A 25,335-nucleotide genomic window follows, 5' to 3' on the forward strand; every position below is an offset into this window, starting at 1 on the left:
GGGCTGCTTGCTGCACCCGGGACCCTAGACCTCGTCCGCCCGGCGCGAAAGCCGATTTCGAACCCACGGCCAAAGCGGCCCGCTCACGAGGCTGGGCCTGAGATCACTGAGCGCACATCGCACGGCACATCACCGCGTGCCGATCCGGAGCGGCGAGGGCGGGTACGGGGTTATCCCGGCGAGCAACCGTTGTGGACAGCCCTAGCCTTACGGGGCTTTCGTCCTGGAGCATTCGAGGACGATCCGATTGCAGGGGATCACAAACTCCGACGGGGAGGAGGCGACGTGACGCTGAACGAGAAGGGCTCGCGTCGCATCATCGTCGACGGGATCACGTACCGCTGGCGGATTCGCCGCAAGCCCTCCTACATGCAGGGGCTGTGCTGGACGCCGCTGGTCTACGCGGTGGGGATCACGGACTCCGATCGTCCGGGCAGAGCGTTGGTCGTCACCACGGGACTGCCGCATCCTGGCAACTGGGTGGGCGTTGAGGCAGCGCCTGTTCGGCCTGCTCATGTCGCCGCCGCCGTCAAGGAGGCGCGGGCGCAAGGCTGGGATCCGAGCGCTCCCGGCTCGCCCTTCCTGCTCGACCAGGGCGCGGGTTTCGTGCCGATGCCCTGAGCGCGAGGCGTTGCTGATCCGCGGTCTACCTGGCTGGACCATGGGGCAGGTCGCGAGGTGTATTGAGCGCACCGGGCCCGACCAGCCCCGCCAGCGCCCTGAGGATCGTCGCGATCATCTCTTCCGGATGCTGGAAGACCTCCCGCGCCGTGAAGCGGAGGGCCCGCCGTACGCCCGGGCAGTCGGCGAGGTCGTTGAAACGCCGGGTGTCGCGTTCGTGGGCCGCGCGGGTGCCGTGGAAGGCGTATCCCTCGATCTCGACGACGAGACCTTGTGGATAACCTCTGAACGGAATCACCTCCAGGGCCCAGCCCCGGCCCCCTCCCGCCTCCTGTGGACATTGGGCCCAGGGGCCCATGACCTCCTGTCCCGGGGCGCCTAGCCTCCGAAGTATGGCTGCAACGGGTGGGGGATTCGCGGGAGTTGAGCCGCACAACGCGGCCGGTGGCACAGGTGCGGGGACGCTGCCACCCGTGCCGGGATCTGGTAGGCAGCCCATGCCGCGACCGCTCCAGGCGGTCCTCGTGCTGCTGCATCTGCTGTTCGGCCTCACCGTCCTCGGGGCGTTGGGGCTGCTCATCGTCGCCTCGGCCGTGGGCGGCGCGGACGGCGAGCTGTTCGGGCTGATGCTGTACGCCGCCGCCCCGGGCATCGCCGGGTTCGTGCTGGCGCGGCGGGTGTGGACCGGCGGAGTGTGGGTACGCCGTGCGCTGCTGCTCGTTCAAGCGTGGTTGCTGCTCGGTGCGTTGCATTCGCTGACCGATGGCAACGGCCGCGGCGTCACCCAGATGGTCGTCCCGATCGCCGTCATCGTGCTGCTGTGCCGTCCCGCGACGCGCGCCTGGTTCCTGCTGCCCGCGACCGAGCGGGTCGCGCGCCGGCCGTTCCGCGCGGCCCGCCTGATCAAGTGGCGCAGGGACGGCGGGCAGACGGCCACGGAGTACGTCGGCCTCATCGTTCTCGTGGCGGCCATCATCGTCGGGCTCGTCGCGACCGGGGTCGGAGGCCAGATCGCGGGCGGGCTCAGCTCCGCCGTCTGCGAGATCACCGGCAGCTCCTGCCCCGCAGGTGACGGGGACGGCGACGGATCGACGGACGTCGAGGCCGGTGACGGTACGGACGGCGGTACGGACAACGCCCCCGACACAGGGACCGACGCGGGCACTGCCGCGGGTACCGACGCGGGCCCCGGCACAGGCGCCGACGCGGGCACCGACACCACCGGCGGCGTCGACGACCCAGGAACCAGCGCAGGCACGGGCACGGGCGCCGAGGACACCACCCCCGCCGACGAAGCCGTCTACGACGAGGACGACGAGACCGATGAGACCGGCCGGCCCGGCGTCCCGGACGACGGTCTCGACGAGGACGACGACGTCGATGACGGCGACGGCGACGGCGAGGACGGGAGCGGCGACGACGGCGAGAGCTGCACCTCCGGCATCGGCGCCTTCCTGTCCTGCGGAGCCGGTCAGGTCGGCGGCTTCCTCGAAGGCGTCGTCGTCGACGGCCTGTGGGGCGACATCACCGGAACCTTCGAGACGATCTTCCACCCCATCAAGGCGTGGGAAGGCATCAAGGACTACGGATCGAGCCTCGGCGGCCAGTGGCTCAAGGACTCCGAGGGCGCCGGGGACAAGTGGTCCAAGGGCGACTACCTGGGCGCGATCTGGGACTGGGGCTCGGCATCCGTCAGCACCGGTGTGACCGTCCTCGACGACGTCTTCGTCGGCGACGACGTCCGCGACATGTGGAACCGGGGCGACGAGGGCCAGGCCATCGGCACCGTCGCCTGGAACATCGGCTCGCTCTTCATCCCCGGCTACGGCGAGGCGAAGCTCGTCGGAAAGCTGGGCAAACTCGGCAAGCTCGGGAAGCTGGGCAAGGTCGGCGAGCTCGCGCAGAAGGCCTCGGAGGCGGCCGCGAAGGCCCGTAAGGCGGCCAAGGCGGGCGATGTCGAAGGCGCCGAGCGCGCCGCCAAGGAAGCCCAGCAGCACGCCGACGACGCCGCGAAGGACGCGGGTCTCACGGGCTGCACCATCGGGATGGGCGGCCGGGTCCGTGTCCCGTACGGCGGCGGGCCGGCCGTGTCCGGCAGCGGTACCGGTGTCGTCGCGGGGCCGCGTGCGGTCGTACCGGTCCAGCTGCTCGCCGACAAGTGCGACGAGGTCGATCCCGAGAAGAAGCAGGCCGCGGAGGAGGCGGCGAAGCAGGCGGAGGAGGCGAGGAAGGCCGCCGAGGCGGCGAGGCGGAAGGCCGGTCTGGAGCGGGCGCAGCAGCAGCCGAAGCCGGCCTGGTACGAAGACCTGGCCAACCCGCGCGCGGGCACGAAGGACGGCGGCGACGGCAAGTGGGAGCGCATCAAGCCCGCCCTCTTCAGCTACGAGTCCGAGATGGGCGCGCGCTACCAGGAGCAGATCTCGGGTGTGAACCGGGGCAAGGAGTACCAGGTCCCCCTCGACAAGCTCGACGGAAAGCCGGTGAACTTCGACGGCTGGGACGCCGCGTCGGGCAAGTACCTCGAAGCGAAGTACGGCTACCGGAACCCGAAGTACTACGACGCGGACGCCGGGGCGCTGAAGCCCGACATCGCCGACCGCTGGGCCAAGCAGGCGCAGCGGCAGGTCGACGCGGCCAGGGGCAAGCCCGTCGTATGGCACTTCTCCGATCCCGACGTGGCCGATGCGGCCCAGGAGATGTTCGAGACCAGGGGTATCGAGGTTACGGTGGAGAAGACCGCGAGTGACGTTGTCGGCTGAGGCCAGGACCGGGAGCATGACCCGGGGCCAGGACCGGGAGCAAGACCCAGGACCGGGAGCAAGACCCAGGGCGAGGATCGCGACCAGGGCGCGGCCAGGGCCAGGGAGACGACCAAGACCAGTCGCCGGAGCCAGAGGGCAGAGGGAGCACGTCGTGCTGAACGTCGTTGTCAACGGATTCTGGGGGCGACGGCAGGAGAGTGCCGCGCAGGTCGGCGGGCGCTGGGCCGACAGTCTGAACGCCCTGGAGGCGCTGGACCGCGCGGCGTTCAGTGGATGGCGCGAGGCGACCGGTGACGTCGCGTCCGCCCCGGAGCTGCCGGTCTCGGCGGCGGCGCTGACCGACTACGTCGAGCGGACGAACCAGGAGCCCGACGCCGGGCGGATCGGGTTCACGACGTCCGTTCTGACGAACAACCCCGGGATGCCCCGGGTGACCGTCGCGATCCAGGCGGGCGGAACGTCGGAGTACGTGACGAACTCCGTCGCCGTGACGTTCCGTTCACGCGAACTCGACGAGTCCGTGGCGGTGATCCGCCGCACCGCGGACATCCTGCGGATCGTCGCCGAGGCGTGGGACGTCGACGCGGGCCAGGCCGCCGGCCGCGCCCAGTTCACCGCCGTGAAGGACGAGTTCGGCCTCCCGAACTCCGCGCCCCGCTGCGGCCGCTCCGTCTACCTGTCCGCGAAGCGCGCGGCCCTCGCCCCCGAGGGGCTGCCGGGTACGTACACGCGCACCGCGCATGACGGACTGGTCATCGATCTCACCCGGGGAGGGGCGGAGGACCCCTCCGTCGAGACGATCATCGCGGCACATCGGGCACTGCGGTCGGCCGGAGCCCTGGAAGCTCTTCCCGTGCCGTTCGACCGCTCCACGTGGTGACGTCCTGACGCACGCCGTGAACGGCCACCGCCGCACGGCGTGAACGGTCGCCCCCGCACGGCGTGAACGACCTGCCGCCGCACGCTGTGAACGGCCGGTCCCACACATAGCTTTGACGTCAGCTCAGACGTCAGTCGTGTCATCGGCTTTGAGCCCGGCTTTGGGTCCATGGGCCCACGACGCACGGCCCGCACCCGCCCTAGCGTCGCAAGCATGTCAGCATCGGGGGTTGCGCGCCGAGTACGCCGTTGGGCGCGGAGGGTCGTACCGGGCACCGACGCACGGCTGCTGGGACTGCGCGCGTCGCAGTCCGGACAGTCGGCGCTCGAGTACGTCGGTCTGGTCGTCGTGGTGGCGGCGATCATCGGTGCCCTGGTGGGTACGGGCATCGGCCCGACGCTCGCCGAAGGGCTCAGCACGCAGGTCTGCCGCATCACCGGGGGCGGCGACTGCGGAGGCGGCGACGGGACCCAGGCGCAGGACGGCGCCGGCGGCCAGGACGCGGGCGGCTCGGACGGCACGGGCGGGGAGCAGAACGCCTCCGACGACGGCGACACCCCCAAGTCCCAGGAGCAACTCGACTACGAGAAGGCCCTCAAGGAGCTCCAGGACGCCCAGGCCGCCGAGCAGAGCGACTCCGACAAGGCGAAGGAAGCCGCCAAGGAGCTGGCCAAGATCCTCGCCGAGGAACTCGGCATCACCGACGCGCTGGACTGCATCACCAAGGGCGACATGGGCGCCTGCACCGAGACGCTCGTCAACATCCTGCTGAGCCTGGTCGGCGGCGCGGTCGGCAAACTCGCGGCGAAGTACGGGGCGCCGTGGAAGTGGAAGAAGGCGTACGAGCTCATCCAGAAGCTCAAGAAGCACGGCGGTGACCTGTACGACGGGCTGACCGGGCTGCTGAAGAACCGCAAACGGGTCAAGGACGCGGAGAAGGCGCTCGACGACGCCAGGAAGAAGTACGACCCGGAGAAACAGAAGAAACCCGGCGAGAAACCCGGCGAGAAGAATCCGGACGAGAAGAAGCCGGACGACACGCCGACGAACTGCCCGGTCGCCCACAGCTTCCCGCCGGGGACGCGGGTGCTGCTCGCCGGCGGCTGGAGCATCCCGATCGAGTCGGTGCGCCTCGGGGACCAGGTCGTCGCCACCGACCCGACGAGCGGGCTCACCACGGTGCGCCCGGTGGTCCGTACGTTCGTCACGCACGACGACAAGGACTTCACCCGACTGGGCACGACCGCGGGACCGGTCACCGCCACCGACACGCACCCCTTCTGGCTCACCGGTGAACGGCGCTGGGCGGAGGCCGGTGACATCGGGACCGGCGCCACCCTGCGGCTGCCGGACGGCGGCTCGCTCCAGGTCACGTCCGTCACCCGCTACGCGCAGCGGCAGACGACGTACGACCTGGCGGTCGACGGCCTCCACTCGTACTACGTGGGGATCGGCAGTGCGCACGCGCTCGTCCACAACAACAACACGTGCAAGGAGTTCGAGACCGATCCGAGCGTCAAGGGACCCGCGGCCGGCAAGAAGCTCAAGCCGCCGCACGACCGCCACACCGTCGCCGGGGCCAAGCACGGCCAGGTGAAGGAGAAGAACACGGTCATCCTGAAGGGGCGCGAGGCCGAGGTCGAGGCCGACATCAAGGGCATCGCCGAGGGCAAGGGCAAACTCGTGGACAACGGCAGCGCCTACGAGATCAACGGCCGCAAGTACGGTGTCGAGGAGAATGGACGGACGTACCCGATCTCCGGCAAGGGACTCGTGGACATGAACCGCACCGAGTACGCGGCGCTCAAGGAGATCGCCAGGGCCGGCGGCGATCCGTCCAAGGTCAAGGCCTTCCAGTTCGACCCCAAGTTCAAGAACAACCCCGCGGCCGTCGAGAAGGCCAAGCAGGTGTACGACGGGACGTACCAGTGATCTACAACTTCCTTACGGTGCACCGGCCGGCGCCGGACGCCATGGCGGCGGCGCTGGCGAAGGTGCTCGGTGTGCCGGTGCCGGCGGTCGACGTCGCCGACCTGGACGGCGAGCAGGACGGCCGTGATTGGGAGGCGCCCGTGCTGTGCGGCTACGAGTCGGCGGCCGGAGATCTGGCCCTGTCCTGGGACGTGTGGGTGTCCGAGGACGTGCCGCAGCCGCCGGACGAGGCGACGGCGGCCCTGCGGCTCGCGGCCGCCACCGGCACGACCGTGCTGTATCCGGCGCCGGACCTCCAGGCGCCGTCCGCGTACTGTGCCGCCACGCCCGAGGGGAGGCTCGCCCGCGCCCGGGTGTACGTGTCGGACGACGGCGACGTACCGGTCCACACCGTCGACGCCGTCGACACGCCGGTCCCGCAGCTGCCCGGGGCCCGGGTGGAGCCGCTGCCCGAGGTCTTCCGCGCGGAGCACATCGACCTTCCCGCCACCGAGACGTTCGTGGCCGCCACGGATCCGGACGGGACCGCGCCGGCCCAGGGCGCGGCCAACCGGGCCCGGGAGGAGCTGTTGCTGTGGGAGCGGCTGGTGCGCCGGGTCGCCGCGGACTGGGCGCCGACCGGCCGCTATCCGCAGCAGTCGTACGTGGAGGACCTGTGCGCCCGTGACGCCCTGGCCGAGCGGCTGGCGACCGCGCCGGCGGCGGTCCGCGAACCGCTGGCCCACGCGGCCGACGGGCTCGACGAGCTGTTCCGCAGCCATTCGCGGGACGACGACGGCGAGCTGCTGGGGCGGTTGACCAGATCGGGGTCGGCGGTGCGCGAGCGCGGCTGGTGGTGGCGGCGCCGGCCGGACCGGCTGCCGTGGGACTGAGCGGGGATTCCCGCTTCGGGTGATCGTCGGCGGTACCGCCATAATCGACCGCATGTCCCAGCCCCACACCCCCCACCTGCGCGGACTCCGTGCCGCGGCCCCCGCTCTCCTCGGGTACGCGGCGGTACGGCTGCTGGGGATGGCGATCCTCGCGCTCGTCGCCGCCGTCCAGGGCAAGGACGGGCTGCACCGCCTCAGCGGGCGCTGGGACTCCGTCTGGTACGTCCGGATCGCGGAGAACGGCTACGGGTACGAGACGACGCTCCCCGACGGCAGCGTCCACTCCGATCTCGCCTTCTTCCCGCTGCTGCCCGCGCTGGAACGGGGTGTCTCGGAGGTCCTGCCCGTCAGCCCCGCCACGGCGGGGCTGGTGATCGGCTGGGTCGCGGCGTTCGCCGCCGCGTGGGGCATCCACGCGGTCGGGTCGCGGGTGGCGGGACAGCGGGCAGGAGTGCTGCTGGCGGTGCTGTGGGGCGTGTACCCGACTGCGTTCGTGCAGTCGATGGCGTACACGGAGACGCTGTTCACGGCGCTCGCCGCCTGGTCGTTGTACGCCGTGCTCACCGACCGCTGGATCGTCGCCGGAGCGCTGTGCGCGGCGGCCGGGCTCACCAGGCCCTCGGCGGCGGCGCTCGTCGCCGCCCTCGGCATCACGGCGCTCGTCCGCTTCCTCCGCGGCGGTCTGACATGGCGGACGGCCGTGGGGGTGGTGCTCGCGCCGCTGGGCTGGCTGGGCTACGTGATCTTCGTGGCGGTACGGGAGGGCAGCCCGACCGCGTACTTCGAAGTCCAGGCCGCCTGGGGCAACAACATCGACGGCGGGGTCGCCCTCGCCCGCTTCGTCGGTGGGCACCTCACCGGTCCGAACCCGCTCGCCGGGATCGGGCTGATCGCCGCGCTCGGGCTGCTGTTCTGGGTGGTGTGGCTGTGTGTGAAGCAGCGTCAGCCGCTGCCCGTGCTGGTGTACGGCATCGGGATCGTCGTCATCTCGCTGATCGGCGCCGCGTACTTCGGCTCCCGACCGCGGCTGATCATGCCGGCCTTCCCGCTGCTGCTGCCCCCGGCGGTGGCGCTGGCACGGCTGCGGCGGTGGACGCTGGTCGCGGTCGTGGGTCTGCTCGCCGTCGCGTCAGGGGTGTACGGGGCGTTCACGCTGCTCGGGTCGGGGCCGCCCTGACGGGTGCGGAATGGGTCCGTGGGCCCATGCGTCGTGCCGAACGGCGTTGTTAGCGTGCCGTGGACGACACGATCGAGGTGATCGAGGTGGGGGACGGCATGACCACGCGCACCGCGGGTACGGCACGGCGCATCGCGATCGCCGCGGTCGCGGCAGCCCTGACGACGGTGCTCGCGGCCGGGTGCGAGGGGGACGACAAGGGCGGGAGGGACGGGAAGGACGACGCGAGGAAGGCGTCCGCCGCGCCCTCCCCGGGGACAGCGGCACCGTCCGCTCCTGCCGACTCCGCTCCTGCCGACCCCGCTCCTGCCGAATCCGCTCCGAGCAGCGGCAGGACGCTCACCAAGGCCGAGCTGGCCAAGGCCGCGCTCGTGACCGGGGACGTGCCGCACTTCGTCGTCTCGCCCATGCAGGGCGGCGAGGAGACCGGCACCGAGCAGGCCGACAAGCAGGAGTGCCGGCCGCTCGCCGCCATGATCAACGGAGCGCCCGAACCGGTGGCCGCGGCCACCGTCTTCCGCACGCTCGTCGACGCGTCCGAGGAGGGGAAGGAGACCCAGACGGTGGTCACCGAGATCCTCACCTCCCACGCGAACGGCTCCGCGGCGGGCGTGCTCAGATCGCTGCGTACCGCCGTGGAGGCGTGCGCCGGCGGCTTCACCACCCATGGTGGCGAGGGCCCTTCCACCTACGCGGCGGTCAGGCGGCTCCCGGCGCCGCGGGCCGGTGACGACGCCTTCGCCTACCAGGTCACGGGAGCGGTGGGCGGAGCGAAGGTGCCGCTCGTCTTCCACGTCGTACGCCGAGGGGCGAGCGTCGCGACCTTCTACGCCGCCAACTTCGTCGACGCCAGGACGCCCGAGGTCCCGGCCGCCCTGGTCACCGAGCAGGCGGCGAAGCTGCCGTGACCGCGCAGCCGACGCGACCGGCGGCTACGCCCGACGATCGACCCGATCATGCCCCGTCGATCGACCCGCTCGACCCGATCGACAGCCGTACGCCCGGGCGCACGCCCCACCGCGCCATCGCCCCCGCCTGCGCCTCCAGGACGTGGCGGCTCCGCAGCCGCGGCAGACCGAGCCGGCCGGGCGGCAGCGTATGGACGTGCAGGACGCGCAACTCCCTGTCGAGGTAGGCCACGTCGATGGTGAAGCGCATCCTGAAGGTGTGCACGCTGGTGCACGGGGTCAGCATGATCGCGCCGTCGAGCCCGTCACGGCCCAGCAGCCCGCGGGCCCGTGTCCGGTACGACGCGGCGATCAGGAGATCCACCGGCTCTTCCCTGCCGGGGACCGTCAGCGTGCCCCGTCCGTCCTGCCATCCGCCCATGGGACAGGACCGTAGCGGGAGTTGACCTGCCGTGGGCCCCCGATGGCGAGGAGTGGGCCCGTGGGCCCATGACCCGGAGACCCGCCGGCCCTAGGGTCGGAGCGTGGAGTACGGGTACGTCACGCTGATCGCCGTCGCCGCCCTGTGGGGGGCCGCCGCCGGGGTGTTCGTGCCGCGCCCCGCGTACCGGCTCTCCGTCGAGCCGGAGCAGGGGTGGCGGAACGAATGCCCGGCCGGGCATCCGTTCACCGGGCGGGCGGGCGGCTGGCTCGGGCTCGCGCGGTGTCCGAGCTGTGCGGTCGCCGCTCCGGCACCGGCGCCCGTGGCGGCCGCCACGGGTCCCGCGCCGGACGCCCCCGAGGACGCCGGGTCCGGGACACCGGGCGATGCCGGCCATGCGTCCGTCCCTTATCGGCCCTCGTTCCTCGTGGCCGCGTTCACCGCGCTCGCCTGCGCCGCGCTCGCCGCGGCCGTCGGGCCCCGGCCGGAGCTCGCCGTATGGGTGCTGCTCGCCCCCGTCGCCGTACTGCTCGCGGTCGTCGACCGCAATGTCCACCGGCTCCCGGACCGACTGACACTGCCGCTCGCCGTCGCGGCCGCGGTCCTGCTCGGCTGCGCGGCGCTGCTCCCCGAGGCCGCCGGATCGTGGCGGACGGCGCTGCTCGGCGGGCCGGCCCTCGGTGCCGCGTACCTCGTGCTCTTCCTGATCAACCCGAACGGCATGGGGTTCGGTGATGTGAAGCTCGCGCTCTCGCTCGGGGTGGCGCTGGGCTGGTACGGCTGGCCGGTGCTGTTCGTGGGCGCCTTCGCCGGATTCGCGCTGGGGGCGGTGTACGGGCTCGGGCTCGTCGTGCTGCGCGGGGCGGGCCGCAAGACCGCGATCCCCTTCGGGCCGTTCATGATCTCGGGGGCGCTGATCGGGCTGCTGCTGGGCGGCCTCGCGGCGTAGCGCGGACGCGCGGCAGACTCGGTGCATGGACACCAAGCCCGTCAATCTCGCTGAAGCGCTCGCCTCCTTCGACGACATCTACAGCCCGCGCATCGTGGCCAGGACGAACGACTACGACGTCCGTGTGGCACACGCCGCCGGGGACCACGTTTGGCACGTTCATGAGGACACCGACGAGTTCTTCCTCGTTCTCGACGGCCGTTTCGACATCGCGATGCGCGACGCCGACGGTACGGAGACGACCGTCGAGCTCCACAAGGGGGACACGTTCGTGGTGCCGAAGGGCATCGAGCACAAGCCGTCGTCGCCGGGCGGCTCGATCCTGATGTTCGAACCGAGCGGCACGAAATCGACCGGGGACCGCCACGAGGGGGAGATCCCCGCTCATGTGGACAGCACCACCGGTCACGCCCTCTAGCATGCGGACGCATGGGGACATTCTCTGACAATTCGACGGTCTCGCGTGCGCAGACGAGGACGAATCCGGCTCCCACCGTCGCACGGCCGGCGGATGGCCTTCCCGCCGCCCTCCTCCCCTGGGGGTGGGCGGCGGTTCTGTTCCTCCTCTACGCGACCGTCGCCGTGCGCCGCCATCAGCTGCTGCGCACCACGGGCTACGACCTCGGCATCTTCGAGCAGGCCGTACGCGCCTACGCCCAACTTCAGGCGCCGGTCGTCCCGTTGCGCGGTGAGGGCTTCAACCTGCTCGGCGACCACTTCCATCCGCTCGTCGCCGTCCTCGCCCCGTTCTACGGGCTCTGGCCCTCCCCGCTGTGCCTGCTGCTGGCCCAGTCCGCGCTCCTCGCGCTCGCCGTCGTGCCGCTCGCCCGCTGGGCCGTGCGCTCACTCGGCCGTCGTGCCGCGCACGTCGTCGCCTTCGGATACGGCGCGAGCTGGGGCATCGCCTCGGCAGCCGCCTTCGACTTCCACGAGGTCGCCCTCGCCGTACCGCTGCTCGCCTTCGCCCTCGAAGCGCTCGCCCGGCAGCGCTGGCGGCAGGCGGTCGCCTGGGCCGCGCCGCTGCTGCTGGTCAAGGAGGACCTGGGGCTGACCCTCGCCGCGCTCGGCGGGTACGTGGCGTGGAAGGGGCCGCGGAAGCTGGGGCTCGTGACCGCCGCCGCGGGGCTGATCGGCAGCGCGATCGAGATCAAGCTCCTGCTGCCCGCCTTCAACCCCGGCGGCGGCTACGCGCACGGCGGCAACCTCGCCGAGGCCCACGGCTCGCTGCTCGCCACGATCGCCTTCGCACCGCTGGACGCGCTCCGCCCGGACGTCAAGGCCATGACACTCGTCCTCGTCTTCGCCCCGAGCGCGCTCCTCGCCCTGCGCTCACCGCTCTCGCTGATCGCCGTACCGACACTCGCCTGGCGGATGCTGTCGGACAACGGCTTCCACTGGGGCACCGCGTTCCACTACAGCGCCGTCCTGATGCCGGTCGTCTTCGCCGGGCTCATCGACGTACTCGCCCGCCACCGGCAGTCGGACCACCCGCTCATGGCGCGCCACGTCCGCGCCTCGCTGCTGACCGTCCTCGCCGTGACGGTGGTGATGCTGCCGTCCTTCCCGCTCGCCCAGCTGGCGCAGCGGGCCACCTGGCGCACCACCCCGCACATCGAGGCGGCACGCGACCTGCTGCGACGCATCCCGGACGGGGCGACGGTCGCCGCGTCCAACCGGCTCGTTCCCCAGCTCACTTCACGCTGCGACGTCGTGCTCTTCCCGACATGGCCGGTCGAGGGCCATCTGTACGAGTACGACAGGAAGCGGCTGCCCGGGCCCACCGCGGAGTGGATCATCCACGACAGCAGGGCCCCGGAGGCCTGGCCCTACAAGACCGGCCACTGGCCGTATCCCCCGGAGCAGCAGCAGGCCGAGCTGGACGCGGCGCGGCGGACGTACGGCTACCGGCTCGTCGCCGCACGCGACGGCATCACCCTGCTGAGGCGCGACGGTTGAGACGGGGGGCCGAGGAGCCAGGGCCGAGGGGCGAGGACTGCGGTGAGAAGGCTGAGGGGCCGAGGGGCGACGACTGCGGTGAGAAGGCTGAGAAGGCTGAGGGGGCCGGGGGGCGACGACTGCGGTGAGAAGGCTGAGAAGGGCGAGAAGGGTGAGCACGGTGAGCTAGCCGGCTGAAGCGCTCCCGCCGGCTCACGCGTGGGGGCCCACCGTCACCTCTCCCACCGTCAGCTCCGCAGGGCCCTCCAGCACCTCGCCCAACCGCTCCGCCTGCTCCTCCAGCGCCCGCAGGCGGGCGGGCGTCAGGGTCCCGGGCGCGATCGGCTCGACCGTGACCGCGATCCGGCGCCCCGAGCGGCGCTGGTGCCAGACACCCGCGACGATGCCGTCCACGAGCAGCACCGGAAAGTTCCCCGCCTGCCCGCCGGCCAGCGCACGCTCCTCGGCGCGACCCGGGAACAGCAGCCCGCGGGGCTGCGAGGCGATCACGAACGCGTCGAAGTAGGGGAGCAGCCGCACACCCCGGACAGGGCCGTCCGCGAAATCCGTGTCGCCCGCCACGACCCAACCCGGCGCATCCTCGAACAGCACGTTCTCGATCTCCCCCTGCTCCGCCAGCGAGGCGAACAACCCGGCCGCCCAGGCCCCCGGCGCCGCGAGCCATCTCGCGAAGTGCTGCGGGGTGGCGGGCCCGTACGCGTGCAGATAGCGGCGTACGAGCCCGGTGTGCGCGGCAGTGCCGTCCATCGGGGTGAACCCGGGCAGGGCGCGGTGCGGATTGGTGTACGTGACCTTGCGGCCGCGGTTGGGGCCGAAGCACAGCACGCCCCGGTGCGCGGCCCGGTGCGTCACCTGCCGCCAGCGCGGCCACAGGTCCTGGAACGCCTCCATGACCCGCTCCCCGGCCCAGGGGCCCGTCCGCTCCACGATCGCGTCGGTCAGCTCGTCGACGGTCAGCGCGCTCTCCGCCAGCGCGTCCCCGATGGCCGTGAGCACCTCCTCCGTCTGCTCGTCCGTCATCCGGACCGCGGGCGGCATCGCATTCGGCCCGGCCGGGATCGCGGAGAGCGCCCCCGTCCACAGCGGAAGATCGGCAGCAGGCAGCAGATGGACGGTGCCGCGCGGCCCGTACGTCTTCACCAGCGTGCCGTCCGTCCACAGCGCCTCGCGTACGTCCGCCCGGGTCGCGCCCGCGAGGCGTAGCGCGATCGACAGCTCGGCGGCGGACAGCACCTGGGCGTGCGCGCCGAGCATGGCTCCCGTGATCGCGGCGGTGGAGGAGCCCTTGGCACAGGCCGGAGCGGCGAGATGCTGCCGGCCGATGCGGCGGGCGTTGGCCTCGGCCCAGGTCACACGGCGCGTCGTCGTCATACGGCGACCCTAGGTGGCGATCAGGCCAGAAACTGTCCGCTTTCACCCCGCTTTCACGCGCGGCGCGTGCAGTACTGTCGAATCGGAAAGTGACCAAATGTCGGGACGGAACGGGGAGTTGACGGTGGCGAAGGGCAAGATCTCCTACACCTGCGGTCTCGACGCGGCCGTGGACGTCGTCGGCGGCAAGTGGAAGCCGATGATCCTCTGGGCCCTGCACGTCGCCGGGACACGGCGCTTCGGGGAGCTCAGGCGGGACGTGCAGGGGGTGAGCGAGAAGATGCTGATCCAGCAGCTCCGTGAGCTGGAGGCGGACGGAATCGTGCACCGCGAGGTGTACCGGGAGGTCCCGCCGCGTGTCGAGTACTCGCTGACCGAGCTCGGCAAGGCGCTGAACACGGCGCTGCTGCCGCTGGGGCAGTGGGGCGACGACTTCATGAGCCAGATCCTGCGGAACAAGGAGCACCCGAAGGGCAGCGCCGCCTGACCCGGGTGGTGCGCCGCACCGATGGCGTGTGCGTCAACCAGGTGCCCGGCGCCGTGCGTCCCCCGTGCGGAGTATGGGGCCGGATCGGCCTCCGAGGCCCCGTTCTCCGGGAATCCCGGGGGTTTCCGTCTCCGCGCCGCAGTCCGGCGAATTCGGAGAGTAGTTATGGCATGGCGTGGCACGCGCCGGCCCTTACGAAGGGTTATGGTGGAAACCCCCCCTCGGGCCGGTCCGTATCCCCCCCACGGACCGGCCCGTTTTCTTTGCCCGGCCGGGACCGGGCGGGGGGTCAGCCGCGGCCCGCCCAGATGTTCGTCCCCGCGGTGTCCACCGCGAAGGTGTCGATCTCCTTCAACTCCTCGTCGGAGAGCGGCGGCCCGGCCAGCGCCGCCACGTTCTCCTCCAGCTGCTTGACGCTGCTCGCGCCGATCAGCGCCGAGGTCATCCGCTCGTCGCGCAGCACCCACGTCAGCGCCAGCTGGGCGAGCGACTGCCCGCGCCGCTGGGCGATCTCGTTCAGCCCGCGCAGCCGGCGCAGCACCTCGTCGGAGAGCAGACCGGGGTCGAGGGACTTGCCCTGCGTGGCCCGCGAGCCCTCCGGGATGCCGGTCAGATACTTGTTCGTGAGCAGCCCCTGGGCGAGCGGCACGAAGGAGATGCAGCCCATGCCGGCCGACTCGAGGGTGTCGAGGAGCGCGTCGTCCTCGATCCAGCGGTTGATCATCGAGTACGACGGCTGGTGGATGAGCGCCGGGACACCCATCTCCTTCAGCAGCCGGGCCGCCTCGGCGGTCTGCTCCGCCTTGTAGGAGGACACACCCACGTACAGCGCCTTGCCCTGCTGGACGGCGGACGCCAGCGCGCCCATCGTCTCCTCCAGCGGGGTGTGCGGGTCGAAACGGTGCGAGTAGAAGATGTCGACGTAGTCGACGCCCATCCGCTTCAGGGACGCGTCGAGCGACGACATCAGGTACTTGCGGGAGCCCCACTCGCCGTAAGGGCCGGGGTGCATCAGATAGCCGGCCTTGGTGGAAAGGATCAGCTCGTCCCGGTACGGGGCGAAGTCCTGGGCGAAGATCTTCCCGAAGTTCAGCTCGGCGGAGCCGGGGGGCGGCCCGTAGTTGTTCGCCAGGTCGAAATGCGTCACGCCGAGATCGAAGGCGCGGCGCAGGATCGCGCGCTGCGAGTCGAGCGTGCGGTCGTCACCGAAGTTGTGCCAGAGGCCGAGGGAGACGGCGGGAAGCCTGAGTCCGCTGCGGCCGGTGCGGCGGTACTCCATCGCGTCGTACCGGCCCTCGGCTGCGCGGTAATAGGGGGAATCAGTCACGCTTCCCTCCTTATCACGGACTTGTGACAGACCGGGTTGGGTGCCCGTGGCCCGACCGCAGTAGTGTGACGGACTCGGGGGTCAGCCACGCACACGGAGGGGTTAGTACGGTGAACCTGCGCGACCTGGTGTACGGGCTCTACGCCCGCCGCGTGGAAGGCCGCCTCGACCACGCCCAGGTGCCCAAGCACATCGGTGTCGTCCTCGACGGCAACCGCCGCTGGGCGAGGGCATCGGGCGGCACGGCGGCCGAGGGTCACCAGGCCGGGGCCGACAAGATCTCCGAGCTGCTGGGCTGGTGCGCCGAGACGGACGTCGAGGTCGTCACGCTGTGGCTGCTGTCCACGGACAACTTCGACCGCCCGGAGGAGGAGCTGCGACCGCTCCTCGGCATCATCGAGAACACCGTGCGCAATCTGGCGGCCGACGGCCGCTGGCGGGTGCACCACGTGGGCACCCTGGACCTGCTGCCGCCGCAGACCCAGTCCGTCCTCAAGGAGGCGGAGCAGGCGACGGACGGCAACGACGGGATACTCGTCAATGTCGCCGTCGGCTACGGCGGCCGCCAGGAGATCGCGGACGCGGTGCGCTCGCTGCTGCTCGAGCACGCGTCCAAGGGGACGACGTTCGAGGAGCTCGCGGAGATCGTCGACACGGACATGATCGCCTCGCACCTCTACACGCGGGGCCAGCCCGATCCGGACCTGGTGATCCGCACGAGCGGTGAGCAGCGGCTGTCGGGCTTCATGCTCTGGCAGAGCGCGCACTCCGAGTACTACTTTTGCGAGGTCTTCTGGCCGGCCTTCCGCAAGGTCGACTTCCTTCGCGCCCTGCGTGACTACGCGGCCCGCCACCGCCGCTACGGCTCCTGAACCGAGGCCGGCACCCCCGTCACCCCCGCGACCCCCGCGTCCAGGGGACTTCGCCCCCCGGCCCGCGTCCAGCGGGGCCGCCCGTCACCCGGGTGGCGGAATCGCGTTGATCCGTCCCGGGGCCGGCATGCGCCGGGGCGCTGGCCTGCCACAGCCTTCCCGGGCGTGGTCATCGGGTGTTCATCGACGCGTCGTCATATGCCATGGCATGGCCTCGCTTGTTCGAGGGAATATCCCTGACAGGTCGACATCCGGACACCCGCTCCGGATGCCGTTCTACAGCGCGCGGCACCGAGCCGCTCGCCCGGGAGGCCCTTTGCGCCAGGACGACCGTGCGATCAGCACGGAAGGAACGGAGGGCCGGTGCCCGGCCCGTGCATCGTGGCCGGAGACCGGTCCTTCCGCCCGCGACGTCGTCGCACCCCGATCTCAGCCGAGGGGGTACGTCCTTCCGTGGTGAACAGCACAAAGCGCCGCATGCCCGACAGGCGCACCTACGTTCTCGACACCAGCGTCCTGCTGGCCGACCCGAACGCCGTGACACGCTTCGACGAGCACGAGGTCGTGCTCCCGATCGTCGTGGTCACGGAGCTGGAGGCCAAAAGGCATCATCCGGAGCTCGGTTACTTCGCCCGCCAGGCGCTGCGCCTGCTGGACGACTACCGCGTCCGATACGGCCGTCTGGACGCACCCATTCCGATGGGAGACCTCGGCGGCACCCTGCGCGTCGAGCTCAACCACTCGGACCCCGGGGTGCTTCCCGCCGGCTACCGGCTGGGTGACAACGACTCACGGATCCTCGCGGTGGCGCGCAACCTGCAGGCGGAGGGGTACGACGTCACCGTCGTCTCCAAGGACCTGCCGCTGCGCATCAAGGCATCCTCGGTCGGCCTCCTCGCCGAGGAGTACCGGGCGGAGCTCGCCATCACGGACTCCGGCTGGACCGGAATGTCCGAACTGGCCCTCGCCGCGGAACAGGTGGACATCCTCTATGAAGAGGAGAGCCTGTACGTTCCGGAGGCCGCCGACATGCCCGTCCACACCGGGCTCGTCCTCCAGTCCGAGCGCGGCAAGGCGCTCGGCAGGGTCACGGCCGAGGGAAATGTCCGGCTCGTCCGTGGTGACCGCGAGGCCTTCGGTATTCGCGGCCGCAGCGCCGAGCAGCGCATCGCCCTCGATCTGCTGCTCGACCCGGACGTCGGCATCGTCTCGATGGGCGGCAGGGCCGGCACCGGAAAGTCCGCGCTCGCGCTCTGCGCCGGCCTGGAGGCGGTGCTGGAGCGCAGGCAGCACCAGAAGGTGATGGTCTTCCGGCCGCTGTACGCCGTGGGCGGGCAGGAGCTCGGCTATCTGCCGGGCACCGAGGCCGAGAAGATGAGTCCGTGGGCGCAGGCGGTCTTCGACACGCTGTCCGCGGTGGCCGGCCGTGAGGTCATCGAGGAGGTGCTCGGCCGCGGCATGCTGGAGGTGCTGCCGCTCACCCACATCCGTGGGCGGTCGCTGCACGACGCGTTCGTCATCGTCGACGAGGCCCAGTCCCTGGAACGGAATGTCCTGCTGACCGTTCTGTCCCGTATCGGGGCCAACTCGCGGGTCGTTCTGACCCATGATGTGGCGCAAAGGGATAATTTGCGGGTCGGCCGGTACGACGGAGTCGTCGCCGTCGTCGAGAAGTTGAAGGGCCATCCGCTCTTCGCGCACGTCACGCTCACCCGCTCCGAGCGCTCGCAGATCGCCGCGCTGGTGACCGAAATGCTGGAGGACGGCCCGATCTGACGTCCGGTGTCCGGCTTGAGAGTTGGCGCCGCCCGGCGAAGCGCAGGAGCCTAGCCGGGCGGCGTCGTGCTGCGCGCCTCTTTCCGTAAAACTGCCGAGACAAACGAGGTGTGAGCTTTCACACGCAGCCATGAATTGCCTTGCGGCGTCGGCATCCGGCAGAGTCTGGTTTCCGTCAGGCCCCGCATACGGCACATGCGCACCTCCAGGGGTGCGGCACCACACAACTCCACAGCTGCCGCCGTATGCCGCCCGAGCACCACGCGGCACTCCCGCAAGGGAGTTGCCCACCGGGCCCGTGCCTCCCGTGACCTAGTAATGGGGAGTGCCAGTGCCAGGGGCACGATTGCGTCCGCGAGGTCACCTGTGCGGGCGATGCTGGAAGGAAACCGTGTGAGCCGGATCTCGGTCCGGGGATTCGCAGTGGCGTCCGCCACCGCAGTCACCACAGTCGGCGCTGTCGTGGGCGTTGCCTCGGGCAACCCCGTCAACGGCGACAACCTGGAGACGACCGCGGCAGACGCGACGCTCCTCGCAGACATCCCCGTCGGTGAGCAGGCCCAGGTTCAGGTCGCATCCCTGACCCAGCAGGCCGACGCGCAGGCGGCTGCCGCCGACGCGTCCGCGAGGAAGTCCGCCGAGGAGGCGGCTCGGGTCCAGGCGGCCAAGGACGCCCAGGCCAAGAAGGAAGCCGCTGACGAGAAGGCCGAGCGTGAGGCCGAGGCGAAGGAGGCGGAGGAGCGGGCCAGCCGTTCCGCCGTCCGCGACGCCTCCAGCTTCGCGACCCAGGCCTCCTACAGCGTCTCCGAGGTCCAGGCGATGGCACGCCAGATGATCCCGGGCGACCAGTTCCAGTGCTTCAGCAACATCGTGGACCACGAGTCCAGCTGGAACTACCGGGCCCAGAACCCGTCCTCGGGTGCCTACGGTCTGGTGCAGGCCCTTCCGGGCTCCAAGATGTCCTCGGCGGGTGCCGACTGGCAGACCAACCCGGCCACCCAGATCAAGTGGGGCCTCAACTACATGAACGACCGCTACGGCAGCCCCTGCGGCGCCTGGTCGTTCTGGCAGGCCAACCACTGGTACTAGTACCGGGCCCCGGGTCCCGGAACGTTCCGGGCGCTCAACTCCGCGCAGCCCCTCACCGTCCTACGGTGAGGGGCTGCGTGCGTGTACGGTCGTGGCGGACCCGGGGGGAGAGGAAGAAAGCACCATGTCGAAAATGCCAGGGTGGCTCGGCCGGCTCGGGGCCCGACTGACCCGGATGGAGGAGCGGTTGGCACAGCGCCGGGCCGAGGCCGCAGGTAACGGCAACGGCAACGGCGACGAGGAGCCGACCGCCGGCCGGCAGCCCGGCACCGTCCCCCTGCCGCCCTCGTACGCTCCCGCCGTCCCGGCCGTCGTCGACAGACCCGACCCCGCCTCCGCGGTCCCGTGGGGGATGCGCGTCGCGGCCGAGGCCGGCTGGCGGCTGCTCGTCCTCGCCGGCACCCTCTGGGTGCTGATGAAGGCGATCAGCGCGGTGCAGCTCGTCGTCCTCGCCTTCGTCGCCGCCCTGTTGATCACGGCCCTGCTCCAGCCCACCGTGGCCCGGCTCAGAAGGCTCGGTCTGCCGCGCGGGCTCGCCACCGCCGTGACCGCGATCCTGGGCTTCGTCGTCATGGGCCTGGTCGGCTGGTTCGTCGTGTGGCAGGTTCTGGACAACCTGGACAATCTCGCCGACCGGGTCAAGGACGGCATCGAGGAGCTCAAACGCTGGCTCCTGGACAGCCCGTTCCACGTCACCGAGCAGCAGATCAACGACATCGCCAAGAACCTGAGCGACACGATCGGCACCAACACCGAGGAGATCACCTCGGCCGGTCTGCAGGGCGTGACCGTCATGGTCGAGATCCTCACCGGCATACTGCTCACGATGTTCTCCACGCTCTTCCTGCTGTACGACGGCAAGCGGATCTGGCAGTGGACGCTGAAGCTCGTGCCGGGTCACGCCAGGCCCGGCGTGGCAGGCGCGGGGCCGCGCGCGTGGCGGACACTGACCGCGTATGTGCGGGGCACGGTGGTGGTGGCCCTCATCGACGCGATCTTCATCGGTCTCGGGGTCTACTTCCTCGACGTCCCACTGGCCGTGCCGCTGGCCGTCTTCATCTTCCTCTTCTCCTTCATCCCGCTCGTCGGCGCGGTCGTGTCGGGAGCCCTCGCGGTCGTCGTCGCGCTGGTGACCCAGGGCGTGTTCACGGCGCTGATGGTGCTGGTCGTGGTGCTCGCCGTACAGCAGCTCGAGGGCCATGTGCTGCAGCCGTTCATCCTCGGCCGCGCGGTACGGGTCCATCCCCTGGCGGTGGTCCTCGCGGTCGCCGCGGGCGGCCTGACGGCGGGCATCGGCGGTGCCGTGGTCGCCGTACCGCTGGTGGCGGTGACCAACACCGTGGTCGGCTATCTGCGCGCGTACGGACAGCGGTACCCCGTGCACATGGGCCCCGCGCCGCACGGTGCGACGGCGATCGAGGTGGCGCCCACCGCGCCGCCTCCGCCCCTGCCCCCGCCCCCGGCGTCGCCCTCCGAGGGAGACGAGCCGAAGTGATATCCGAGCCGGAGCTGGTGGGCGGCACCGCCGTCCCGGCGCCGCGCCCGGGTGATGTCGTGACGGGCGGAACCGGTTCGTCCGACGGGTCGCCGCCGACCGCGCCCGCGCGTTCCCGGCACCCCTGGCTGTGGGCGCTCGGCGGAGCGGTGGCCGCCTCGGCGGTGTGGGCCGGGGGACTGTACGCGTACGAGCACCGGGCCGCCGACCTCGGGGGTTACCGGGTCAGCCGGAACCTGTGCCTGGACGCGGAGTTCACGGCTCTCGGCGGGGCGCTCGGCAGCAGGGACAAGAAGGAGATCACGACGTCCGTCGCCGAGAACGTCGCGCTCGACCGATCACACTGCGACTTCCGGCTCGGCCGCAAGAGCGACGGTCTCGACTACGGGGTCTCGATCACGTACAAGCTGCACAAGGAGACCGACCCCGAGGCGGAGTTCGACGCCCTGAACCTCCCGGCCGCGGGCGACGGCGACCTCCGCGGGGCCGAGCGCGTCGAGGGCCTCGGAGAGCGTGCGTACGTGCTGGTCCCCGCCGAGGAGTTCCCGATGCTCGAACTCGTGGTGCTCGACGGCCGCGCCGTGCTCCGGGTCGCGCTCAGCTTCCCCTACGACGACACGACGATCGAGAACGGCGAGGAGCGGCAGCGGGGCGTCCAGGCCCTCCTGTCGCTCAAGGAGCATGTCACGGCGGACACGAGAGCGCTGATGGACGAGCTCCGGCGCCCTGCGTGAGCGGTGAACGGGCAGGCTCCACGTGAGTGGTGGCGTTCACGCCCCGCGCGAGCGGTGAACGGACATACGGACATGCGGGCATGACGAAGGCGCCCGCGTCCGGCACGGAGCCGGGCGCGGGCGCCCTAGTCATGTGTGTGCGGCGTCAGCCGCCCAGGGCGGCCTCGGCCTCGAGCGTCGTACCGACCGCCTGGATCACCGAAGCGATCTTGAAGGCCTCCTGGATGACGTCGCGCTCGACGCCCGCCTTGCGGAGGACCTGCTCGTGCGAGTCCAGGCACTGACCGCAGCCGTTGATCGCGGAGACGGCCAGCGACCACAGCTCGAAGTCGATCTTCTCGACGCCCGGGTTGCCGATGACGTTCATCCGCAGACCCGCGCGCAGCGTCCCGTACTCCGGGTCCGACAGCAGGTGCCGGGTCCGGTAGAAGACGTTGTTCATGGCCATGATGGCGGCGGCCGACTTGGCGGCCGTGTACGCCTCCGCGGACAGGTTGGCCTTGGCCTCCGGCTCCAGCTCGCGCAGCACGATCGGCGAGCGGGAGGCGATCGCGCAGGACAGGACCGTGCCCCACAGCTGCTGCTGCGGGAGGTCGCTGTTGCCGATCACCGAACCGAGGTTCAGCTTCAGGTCCTTGGCGTAGTCCGGGAGCGCGGACTTCAGCTCATCGAGAGCCATGCTCACTCACCGGCCAGCAGCTTGACCGGGTCGAGGGTCGTCTCGCCCTTGGTCCAGTTGCAGGGGCAGAGCTCGTCGGTCTGCAGGGCGTCGAGGACCCGCAGGACCTCCTTGGGGTTACGGCCGACGGAGCCGGCGGTCACCATCGTGAACTGGATCTCGTTGTTCGGGTCCACGATGAAGACGGCGCGCTGGGCGAAGCCGTCCTCGCCCTCGATGCCGAGGTCGCGCATGAGCTCGTGCTTCGAGTCGGCCAGCATCGGGAAGGGCAGGTCACGCAGGTCGTCGTGGTCCTTGCGCCAGGCGTGGTGGACGAACTCGGAGTCGCCGGAGAAGCCGAGGACCTGGGCGTCACGGTCGGCGAACTCCTCGTTCAGCTTGCCGAACGCGGCGATCTCGGTGGGGCAGACGAAGGTGAAGTCCTTGGGCCACGCGAAGACGACCTTCCACTTGCCCTCGTAGGACTTGTGGGTGATCTCCTCGAACTCCTTGCCGCTCTCCAGCGAGACGCAGGCGGTCAGTTCGAAGGTGGGGAACTGGTCACCGACAGTGAGCACACGCTCTCCTTGCAGGGGGGAACGCCCCTTGTGGGGGCTTCCGGGGGGTTGGACGGATCTCCACCCTGGCACAGAGTGCATTGATCACAGAAATAGCTAGACTTGGTCGCCGTGATCGGAGGTGGTTATCAGTGGCGGTGCCGAATGCGGTGAACCGGGGCAAGCAGCCCAGCCTGGCGCAGCTGCGTGCCTTCGCGGCCGTGGCCGAGCATCTGCACTTCCGGGACGCGGCATCCGCAATCGGGATGAGTCAGCCCGCGCTCTCCGGTGCCGTGTCGGCGCTGGAGGAGGCACTGGGTGTCCAGCTCCTGGAGCGTACGACCCGCAAGGTGCTCCTGTCGCCCGCCGGTGAGCGGCTCGCGGTCCGTGCGAAGGCGGTCCTCGACGCGGTCGGCGAGCTGCTGGAGGAGGCCGAGGCCGTACGGGCGCCGTTCACCGGGGTGCTGCGGCTGGGCGTGATCCCGACCGTGGCGCCGTATCTGCTGCCGATCGTGCTCCGGCTGGTCCACGAGCGCTATCCGGAGCTGGACCTCCAGGTCCACGAGGAGCAGACGTCGTCCCTGCTGGAGGGGCTCGCGGCGGGCCGGCTGGATCTGCTGCTGCTCGCCGTGCCGCTCGGGGTGCCGGGAGTGAGCGAACTGTCCCTTTTCGACGAGGACTTCGTGCTCGTCACGCACGGCGACCACTGGCTGGGCGGTCGCCAGGACATTCCGCGCGACGCGCTCAAGGAACTCCCGTTGCTGCTGCTCGACGAGGGGCACTGCCTGCGTGACCAGGCCCTCGACATCTGCCGGGAGGCGGGCCGCACCGACGGGACGCCGGTGACGACCACCGCCGCCGGGCTTTCCACGCTGGTGCAGCTGGTCGCGGGCGGCCTCGGTGTCACGCTGCTGCCACGCACCGCCGTCGAGGTCGAGACCGGCCGCAGTCCCGTTCTGGCGACCGGGTACTTCGCGGATCCCGCCCCGGCACGGCGGATCGCCCTGGCGATGCGCACGGGCGCGGCACGCCAGGACGAGTTCGAGGAGTTCGCGGTCGCGCTCCGGGAGGCCCTGGCCGACCTCCCGGTACGCGTCCTGGCCGGCTGACCCACTCCGTCCGCAGGTTGTGCCGGGGCTCCGTGCCGGAGCCCGGTCAGGAGTCGCCCGGCGGCGGGCTCTTCGGGGGCCGGCCGCGCCGGGGGATCGGGTTGACGCCCCCCGGCAGGCGGCCCGTCTCCGACAGGGCCCGCCGCAGCACGAACTCGATCTGCGCGTTGGTGCTGCGCAGCTCGTCGGAGGCCCAGCGCGCGAGCGCCTCGTACACCGCCGGATCGAGCCGCAGCAGCACCTGCTTCCGCTCGGGACGCGTCACTGGTAGAGCGTGCCCGTGTTGAGCACCGGCTGTGCGGCGCGGTCACCGCACAGCACCACCATCAGGTTGGACACCATCGCCGCCTTGCGCTCGTTGTCCAGTTCCACGAAGCCCTCCTCCGAGATCCGCGCCAGTGCCGCCTCCACCATGCCGACCGCACCGTCCACGATCTGCCGGCGGGCCGCGACGACGGCCCCCGCCTGCTGGCGCTGGAGCATCGCGGAGGCGATCTCCGGAGCGTATGCGAGGTGCGTGAAGCGGGACTCGATGATCTGGACACCCGCGGCCGCCACCCGGGCGTGCAATTCCGTCGCGAGCTTCTCGGTGATCTCCTCGGCGTTGCCGCGCAGCGACAGTCCGTCCTCCTCGTGGGCGTCGTACGGGTACTCGATCGCGATGTGTCGTACGGCCGCCTCGGTCTGGGTGGAGACGAACTCGCGGAAGTCGTTCACCTCGAACATGGCCTGCGCCGTGTCCTCGACCTTCCACACGACCACCGCGGCGAGTTCGATGGGGTTGCCGTACGCGTCGTTGACCTTGAGGACGGCCGTCTCGTGGTTACGGACCCGGGTCGAGATCTTCTCGCGCGTGGTCAGCGGGTTCACCCAGCGCAGGCCGTCCGTGCGGATCGTGCCGCGGTAGCGGCCGAAGAGCTGCACGACGCGGGCCTCGCCCGGCGCGATCATGTTCAGTCCGGTCATGGCGATACCCGCGGCTATCACCGTGATCACTCCGACCACGATCAGAACCGTCTTCGCGGCCGCCGACTCCAATGTGCCGCCCGTCACCACCAGGGCGACGCCGAGCGCCACGCCCGCCAGTCCCGTCAGCAGGGCCGGGCCGCCGCCGACGCTCCCGGCCGCGAACTCCCGGATCCCCGTCCCGTACGTCCCGTCCGTGTCCTCGTGATGAACAGATGTGCTGGTCGCAGGCATGATGCCTCCCCCGTTCCGCGGGTCGCCCGCTGCGACCCGTTGGCTATCAATGTGATTACACATTATCGCGGTTGGCAACCCTCCGCACCTCTCGTGAGTCGGTTCCTTTGGAGACGGGTGCTGATTGTCACGTCCGGAAAAGACCGGATCAGTTGTCCTTTGTCTGTACGAGCGGTGTTAGT

25 protein-coding genes are annotated in these 25,335 nt (G+C 70.9%); 17 read left to right on the forward strand and 8 right to left on the reverse strand.

Going from position 1 to position 25,335, the window contains the following annotated elements:
• Positions 1 to 285: 285 nt before the first annotated feature.
• Complete coding sequence (locus ACIQMR_RS25605; protein ID WP_401391538.1) at positions 286 to 621, forward strand: hypothetical protein; 336 nt, start codon at positions 286 to 288, stop codon at positions 619 to 621.
• 25 nt (positions 622 to 646) lie between these two features.
• Here the strand turns inward: ACIQMR_RS25605 and ACIQMR_RS25610 are convergent, their stop codons facing one another.
• Complete coding sequence (locus ACIQMR_RS25610) at positions 647 to 919, reverse strand: hypothetical protein (RefSeq protein WP_401391541.1); 273 nt, start codon at positions 917 to 919, stop codon at positions 647 to 649.
• Positions 920 to 1,118: 199 nt separating this feature from the next.
• Here ACIQMR_RS25610 and ACIQMR_RS25615 point away from each other — a divergent pair, with 199 nt between their 5' ends.
• The 6 genes from ACIQMR_RS25615 (at position 1,119) to ACIQMR_RS25640 (ending at position 9,152) form a co-directional block, all read left to right on the forward strand.
• Complete coding sequence (locus ACIQMR_RS25615) at positions 1,119 to 3,380, forward strand: Tox-REase-5 domain-containing protein (protein ID WP_401391544.1); 2,262 nt, start codon at positions 1,119 to 1,121, stop codon at positions 3,378 to 3,380.
• A 154-nt stretch (positions 3,381 to 3,534) separates the two neighbouring features.
• Positions 3,535 to 4,263, forward strand: a complete 729-nt coding sequence (locus ACIQMR_RS25620) for an Imm52 family immunity protein (protein WP_401391547.1) — start codon at positions 3,535 to 3,537, stop codon at positions 4,261 to 4,263.
• Positions 4,264 to 4,476: 213 nt separating this feature from the next.
• Positions 4,477 to 6,195, forward strand: coding sequence for a polymorphic toxin-type HINT domain-containing protein (locus tag ACIQMR_RS25625; RefSeq protein ID WP_401391550.1), 1,719 nt, complete (start codon positions 4,477 to 4,479; stop codon positions 6,193 to 6,195).
• On the forward strand, positions 6,192 to 7,067 hold the full coding sequence (locus ACIQMR_RS25630) for a hypothetical protein (RefSeq protein ID WP_401391553.1): 876 nt from the start codon (positions 6,192 to 6,194) through the stop codon (positions 7,065 to 7,067). Before ACIQMR_RS25625 ends, ACIQMR_RS25630 begins: the two co-directional genes overlap by 4 nt.
• Positions 7,068 to 7,119: 52 nt before the next feature.
• On the forward strand, positions 7,120 to 8,244 hold the full coding sequence (locus tag ACIQMR_RS25635) for a hypothetical protein (protein ID WP_401391556.1): 1,125 nt from the start codon (positions 7,120 to 7,122) through the stop codon (positions 8,242 to 8,244).
• Between the two features lie 59 nt (positions 8,245 to 8,303).
• The gene (locus ACIQMR_RS25640) at positions 8,304 to 9,152 is read left to right on the forward strand and encodes a hypothetical protein (RefSeq protein ID WP_401391559.1); all 849 of its coding nucleotides are present in this window, start codon (positions 8,304 to 8,306) and stop codon (positions 9,150 to 9,152) included.
• Positions 9,153 to 9,198: 46 nt separating this feature from the next.
• Here ACIQMR_RS25640 and ACIQMR_RS25645 read toward each other — a convergent pair whose 3' ends face one another.
• On the reverse strand, positions 9,199 to 9,573 hold the full coding sequence (locus ACIQMR_RS25645) for a DUF192 domain-containing protein (RefSeq protein ID WP_401391562.1): 375 nt from the start codon (positions 9,571 to 9,573) through the stop codon (positions 9,199 to 9,201).
• A 103-nt stretch (positions 9,574 to 9,676) separates the two neighbouring features.
• On the opposite strand from ACIQMR_RS25645, the gene ACIQMR_RS25650 reads away from it, so the two are divergent.
• From ACIQMR_RS25650 to ACIQMR_RS25660, 3 genes are read left to right on the forward strand one after another with little or no spacing between them, the layout of a single operon-like run.
• Complete coding sequence (locus tag ACIQMR_RS25650; RefSeq protein ID WP_401391565.1) at positions 9,677 to 10,522, forward strand: prepilin peptidase; 846 nt, start codon at positions 9,677 to 9,679, stop codon at positions 10,520 to 10,522.
• 25 nt (positions 10,523 to 10,547) lie between these two features.
• Positions 10,548 to 10,940, forward strand: a complete 393-nt coding sequence (locus tag ACIQMR_RS25655) for a cupin domain-containing protein (protein WP_401391568.1) — start codon at positions 10,548 to 10,550, stop codon at positions 10,938 to 10,940.
• Positions 10,941 to 10,951: 11 nt separating this feature from the next.
• A complete protein-coding gene (locus ACIQMR_RS25660) occupies positions 10,952 to 12,478 on the forward strand; it encodes a DUF2079 domain-containing protein (protein ID WP_401391571.1) in 1,527 nt (508 codons plus the stop codon).
• A gap of 192 nt (positions 12,479 to 12,670) precedes the next feature.
• On the opposite strand, the gene ACIQMR_RS25665 is transcribed toward ACIQMR_RS25660, so the two are convergent.
• A complete protein-coding gene (locus ACIQMR_RS25665; RefSeq protein ID WP_401391574.1) occupies positions 12,671 to 13,849 on the reverse strand; it encodes a winged helix DNA-binding domain-containing protein in 1,179 nt (392 codons plus the stop codon).
• A gap of 97 nt (positions 13,850 to 13,946) precedes the next feature.
• Here ACIQMR_RS25665 and ACIQMR_RS25670 point away from each other — a divergent pair, with 97 nt between their 5' ends.
• On the forward strand, positions 13,947 to 14,336 hold the full coding sequence (locus tag ACIQMR_RS25670; protein WP_385474882.1) for a winged helix-turn-helix transcriptional regulator: 390 nt from the start codon (positions 13,947 to 13,949) through the stop codon (positions 14,334 to 14,336).
• A 289-nt stretch (positions 14,337 to 14,625) separates the two neighbouring features.
• Here ACIQMR_RS25670 and mgrA read toward each other — a convergent pair whose 3' ends face one another.
• Complete coding sequence (gene mgrA, locus ACIQMR_RS25675; RefSeq protein WP_401391577.1) at positions 14,626 to 15,663, reverse strand: L-glyceraldehyde 3-phosphate reductase; 1,038 nt, start codon at positions 15,661 to 15,663, stop codon at positions 14,626 to 14,628.
• Positions 15,664 to 15,773: 110 nt separating this feature from the next.
• Here mgrA and ACIQMR_RS25680 point away from each other — a divergent pair, with 110 nt between their 5' ends.
• The 5 genes from ACIQMR_RS25680 to ACIQMR_RS25700 all read left to right on the forward strand — a co-directional run bounded on the left by ACIQMR_RS25680 (position 15,774) and on the right by ACIQMR_RS25700 (position 21,629).
• Entirely contained in the window at positions 15,774 to 16,535 is a 762-nt protein-coding gene (locus ACIQMR_RS25680; protein WP_266382391.1) for an isoprenyl transferase, read from the forward strand.
• Between the two features lie 453 nt (positions 16,536 to 16,988).
• On the forward strand, positions 16,989 to 18,311 hold the full coding sequence (locus ACIQMR_RS25685) for a PhoH family protein (RefSeq protein ID WP_401391580.1): 1,323 nt from the start codon (positions 16,989 to 16,991) through the stop codon (positions 18,309 to 18,311).
• A gap of 393 nt (positions 18,312 to 18,704) precedes the next feature.
• Positions 18,705 to 19,400, forward strand: coding sequence for a transglycosylase SLT domain-containing protein (locus ACIQMR_RS25690; protein ID WP_401391583.1), 696 nt, complete (start codon positions 18,705 to 18,707; stop codon positions 19,398 to 19,400).
• Between the two features lie 124 nt (positions 19,401 to 19,524).
• Complete coding sequence (locus ACIQMR_RS25695; protein ID WP_401391586.1) at positions 19,525 to 20,895, forward strand: AI-2E family transporter; 1,371 nt, start codon at positions 19,525 to 19,527, stop codon at positions 20,893 to 20,895.
• On the forward strand, positions 20,892 to 21,629 hold the full coding sequence (locus tag ACIQMR_RS25700) for a hypothetical protein (protein ID WP_401391589.1): 738 nt from the start codon (positions 20,892 to 20,894) through the stop codon (positions 21,627 to 21,629). Before ACIQMR_RS25695 ends, ACIQMR_RS25700 begins: the two co-directional genes overlap by 4 nt.
• A 145-nt stretch (positions 21,630 to 21,774) precedes the next feature.
• On the opposite strand, the gene ACIQMR_RS25705 is transcribed toward ACIQMR_RS25700, so the two are convergent.
• A complete protein-coding gene (locus ACIQMR_RS25705) occupies positions 21,775 to 22,308 on the reverse strand; it encodes an alkyl hydroperoxide reductase (RefSeq protein WP_266382404.1) in 534 nt (177 codons plus the stop codon).
• Positions 22,309 to 22,310: 2 nt separating this feature from the next.
• Positions 22,311 to 22,865 (reverse strand): peroxiredoxin, encoded by a 555-nt coding sequence (locus ACIQMR_RS25710; protein WP_401391592.1) that lies wholly within the window; start codon positions 22,863 to 22,865, stop codon positions 22,311 to 22,313.
• A 131-nt stretch (positions 22,866 to 22,996) separates the two neighbouring features.
• Between ACIQMR_RS25710 and ACIQMR_RS25715 the strand changes: the two genes are divergently transcribed.
• Entirely contained in the window at positions 22,997 to 23,953 is a 957-nt protein-coding gene (locus tag ACIQMR_RS25715; RefSeq protein ID WP_401391595.1) for a hydrogen peroxide-inducible genes activator, read from the forward strand.
• 46 nt (positions 23,954 to 23,999) lie between these two features.
• Here the strand turns inward: ACIQMR_RS25715 and ACIQMR_RS25720 are convergent, their stop codons facing one another.
• The gene (locus ACIQMR_RS25720) at positions 24,000 to 24,218 is read right to left on the reverse strand and encodes a hypothetical protein (protein ID WP_401391598.1); all 219 of its coding nucleotides are present in this window, start codon (positions 24,216 to 24,218) and stop codon (positions 24,000 to 24,002) included.
• Positions 24,215 to 25,153 (reverse strand): SPFH domain-containing protein, encoded by a 939-nt coding sequence (locus ACIQMR_RS25725; protein ID WP_401391601.1) that lies wholly within the window; start codon positions 25,151 to 25,153, stop codon positions 24,215 to 24,217. The genes ACIQMR_RS25720 and ACIQMR_RS25725 overlap by 4 nt, the downstream gene beginning before the upstream one ends.
• Between the last annotated feature and the right edge of the window lie 182 nt (positions 25,154 to 25,335).

Source organism: Streptomyces sp. NPDC091376 (assembly GCF_044757085.1).
Lineage (GTDB): Bacteria > Actinomycetota > Actinomycetes > Streptomycetales > Streptomycetaceae > Streptomyces > Streptomyces pratisoli.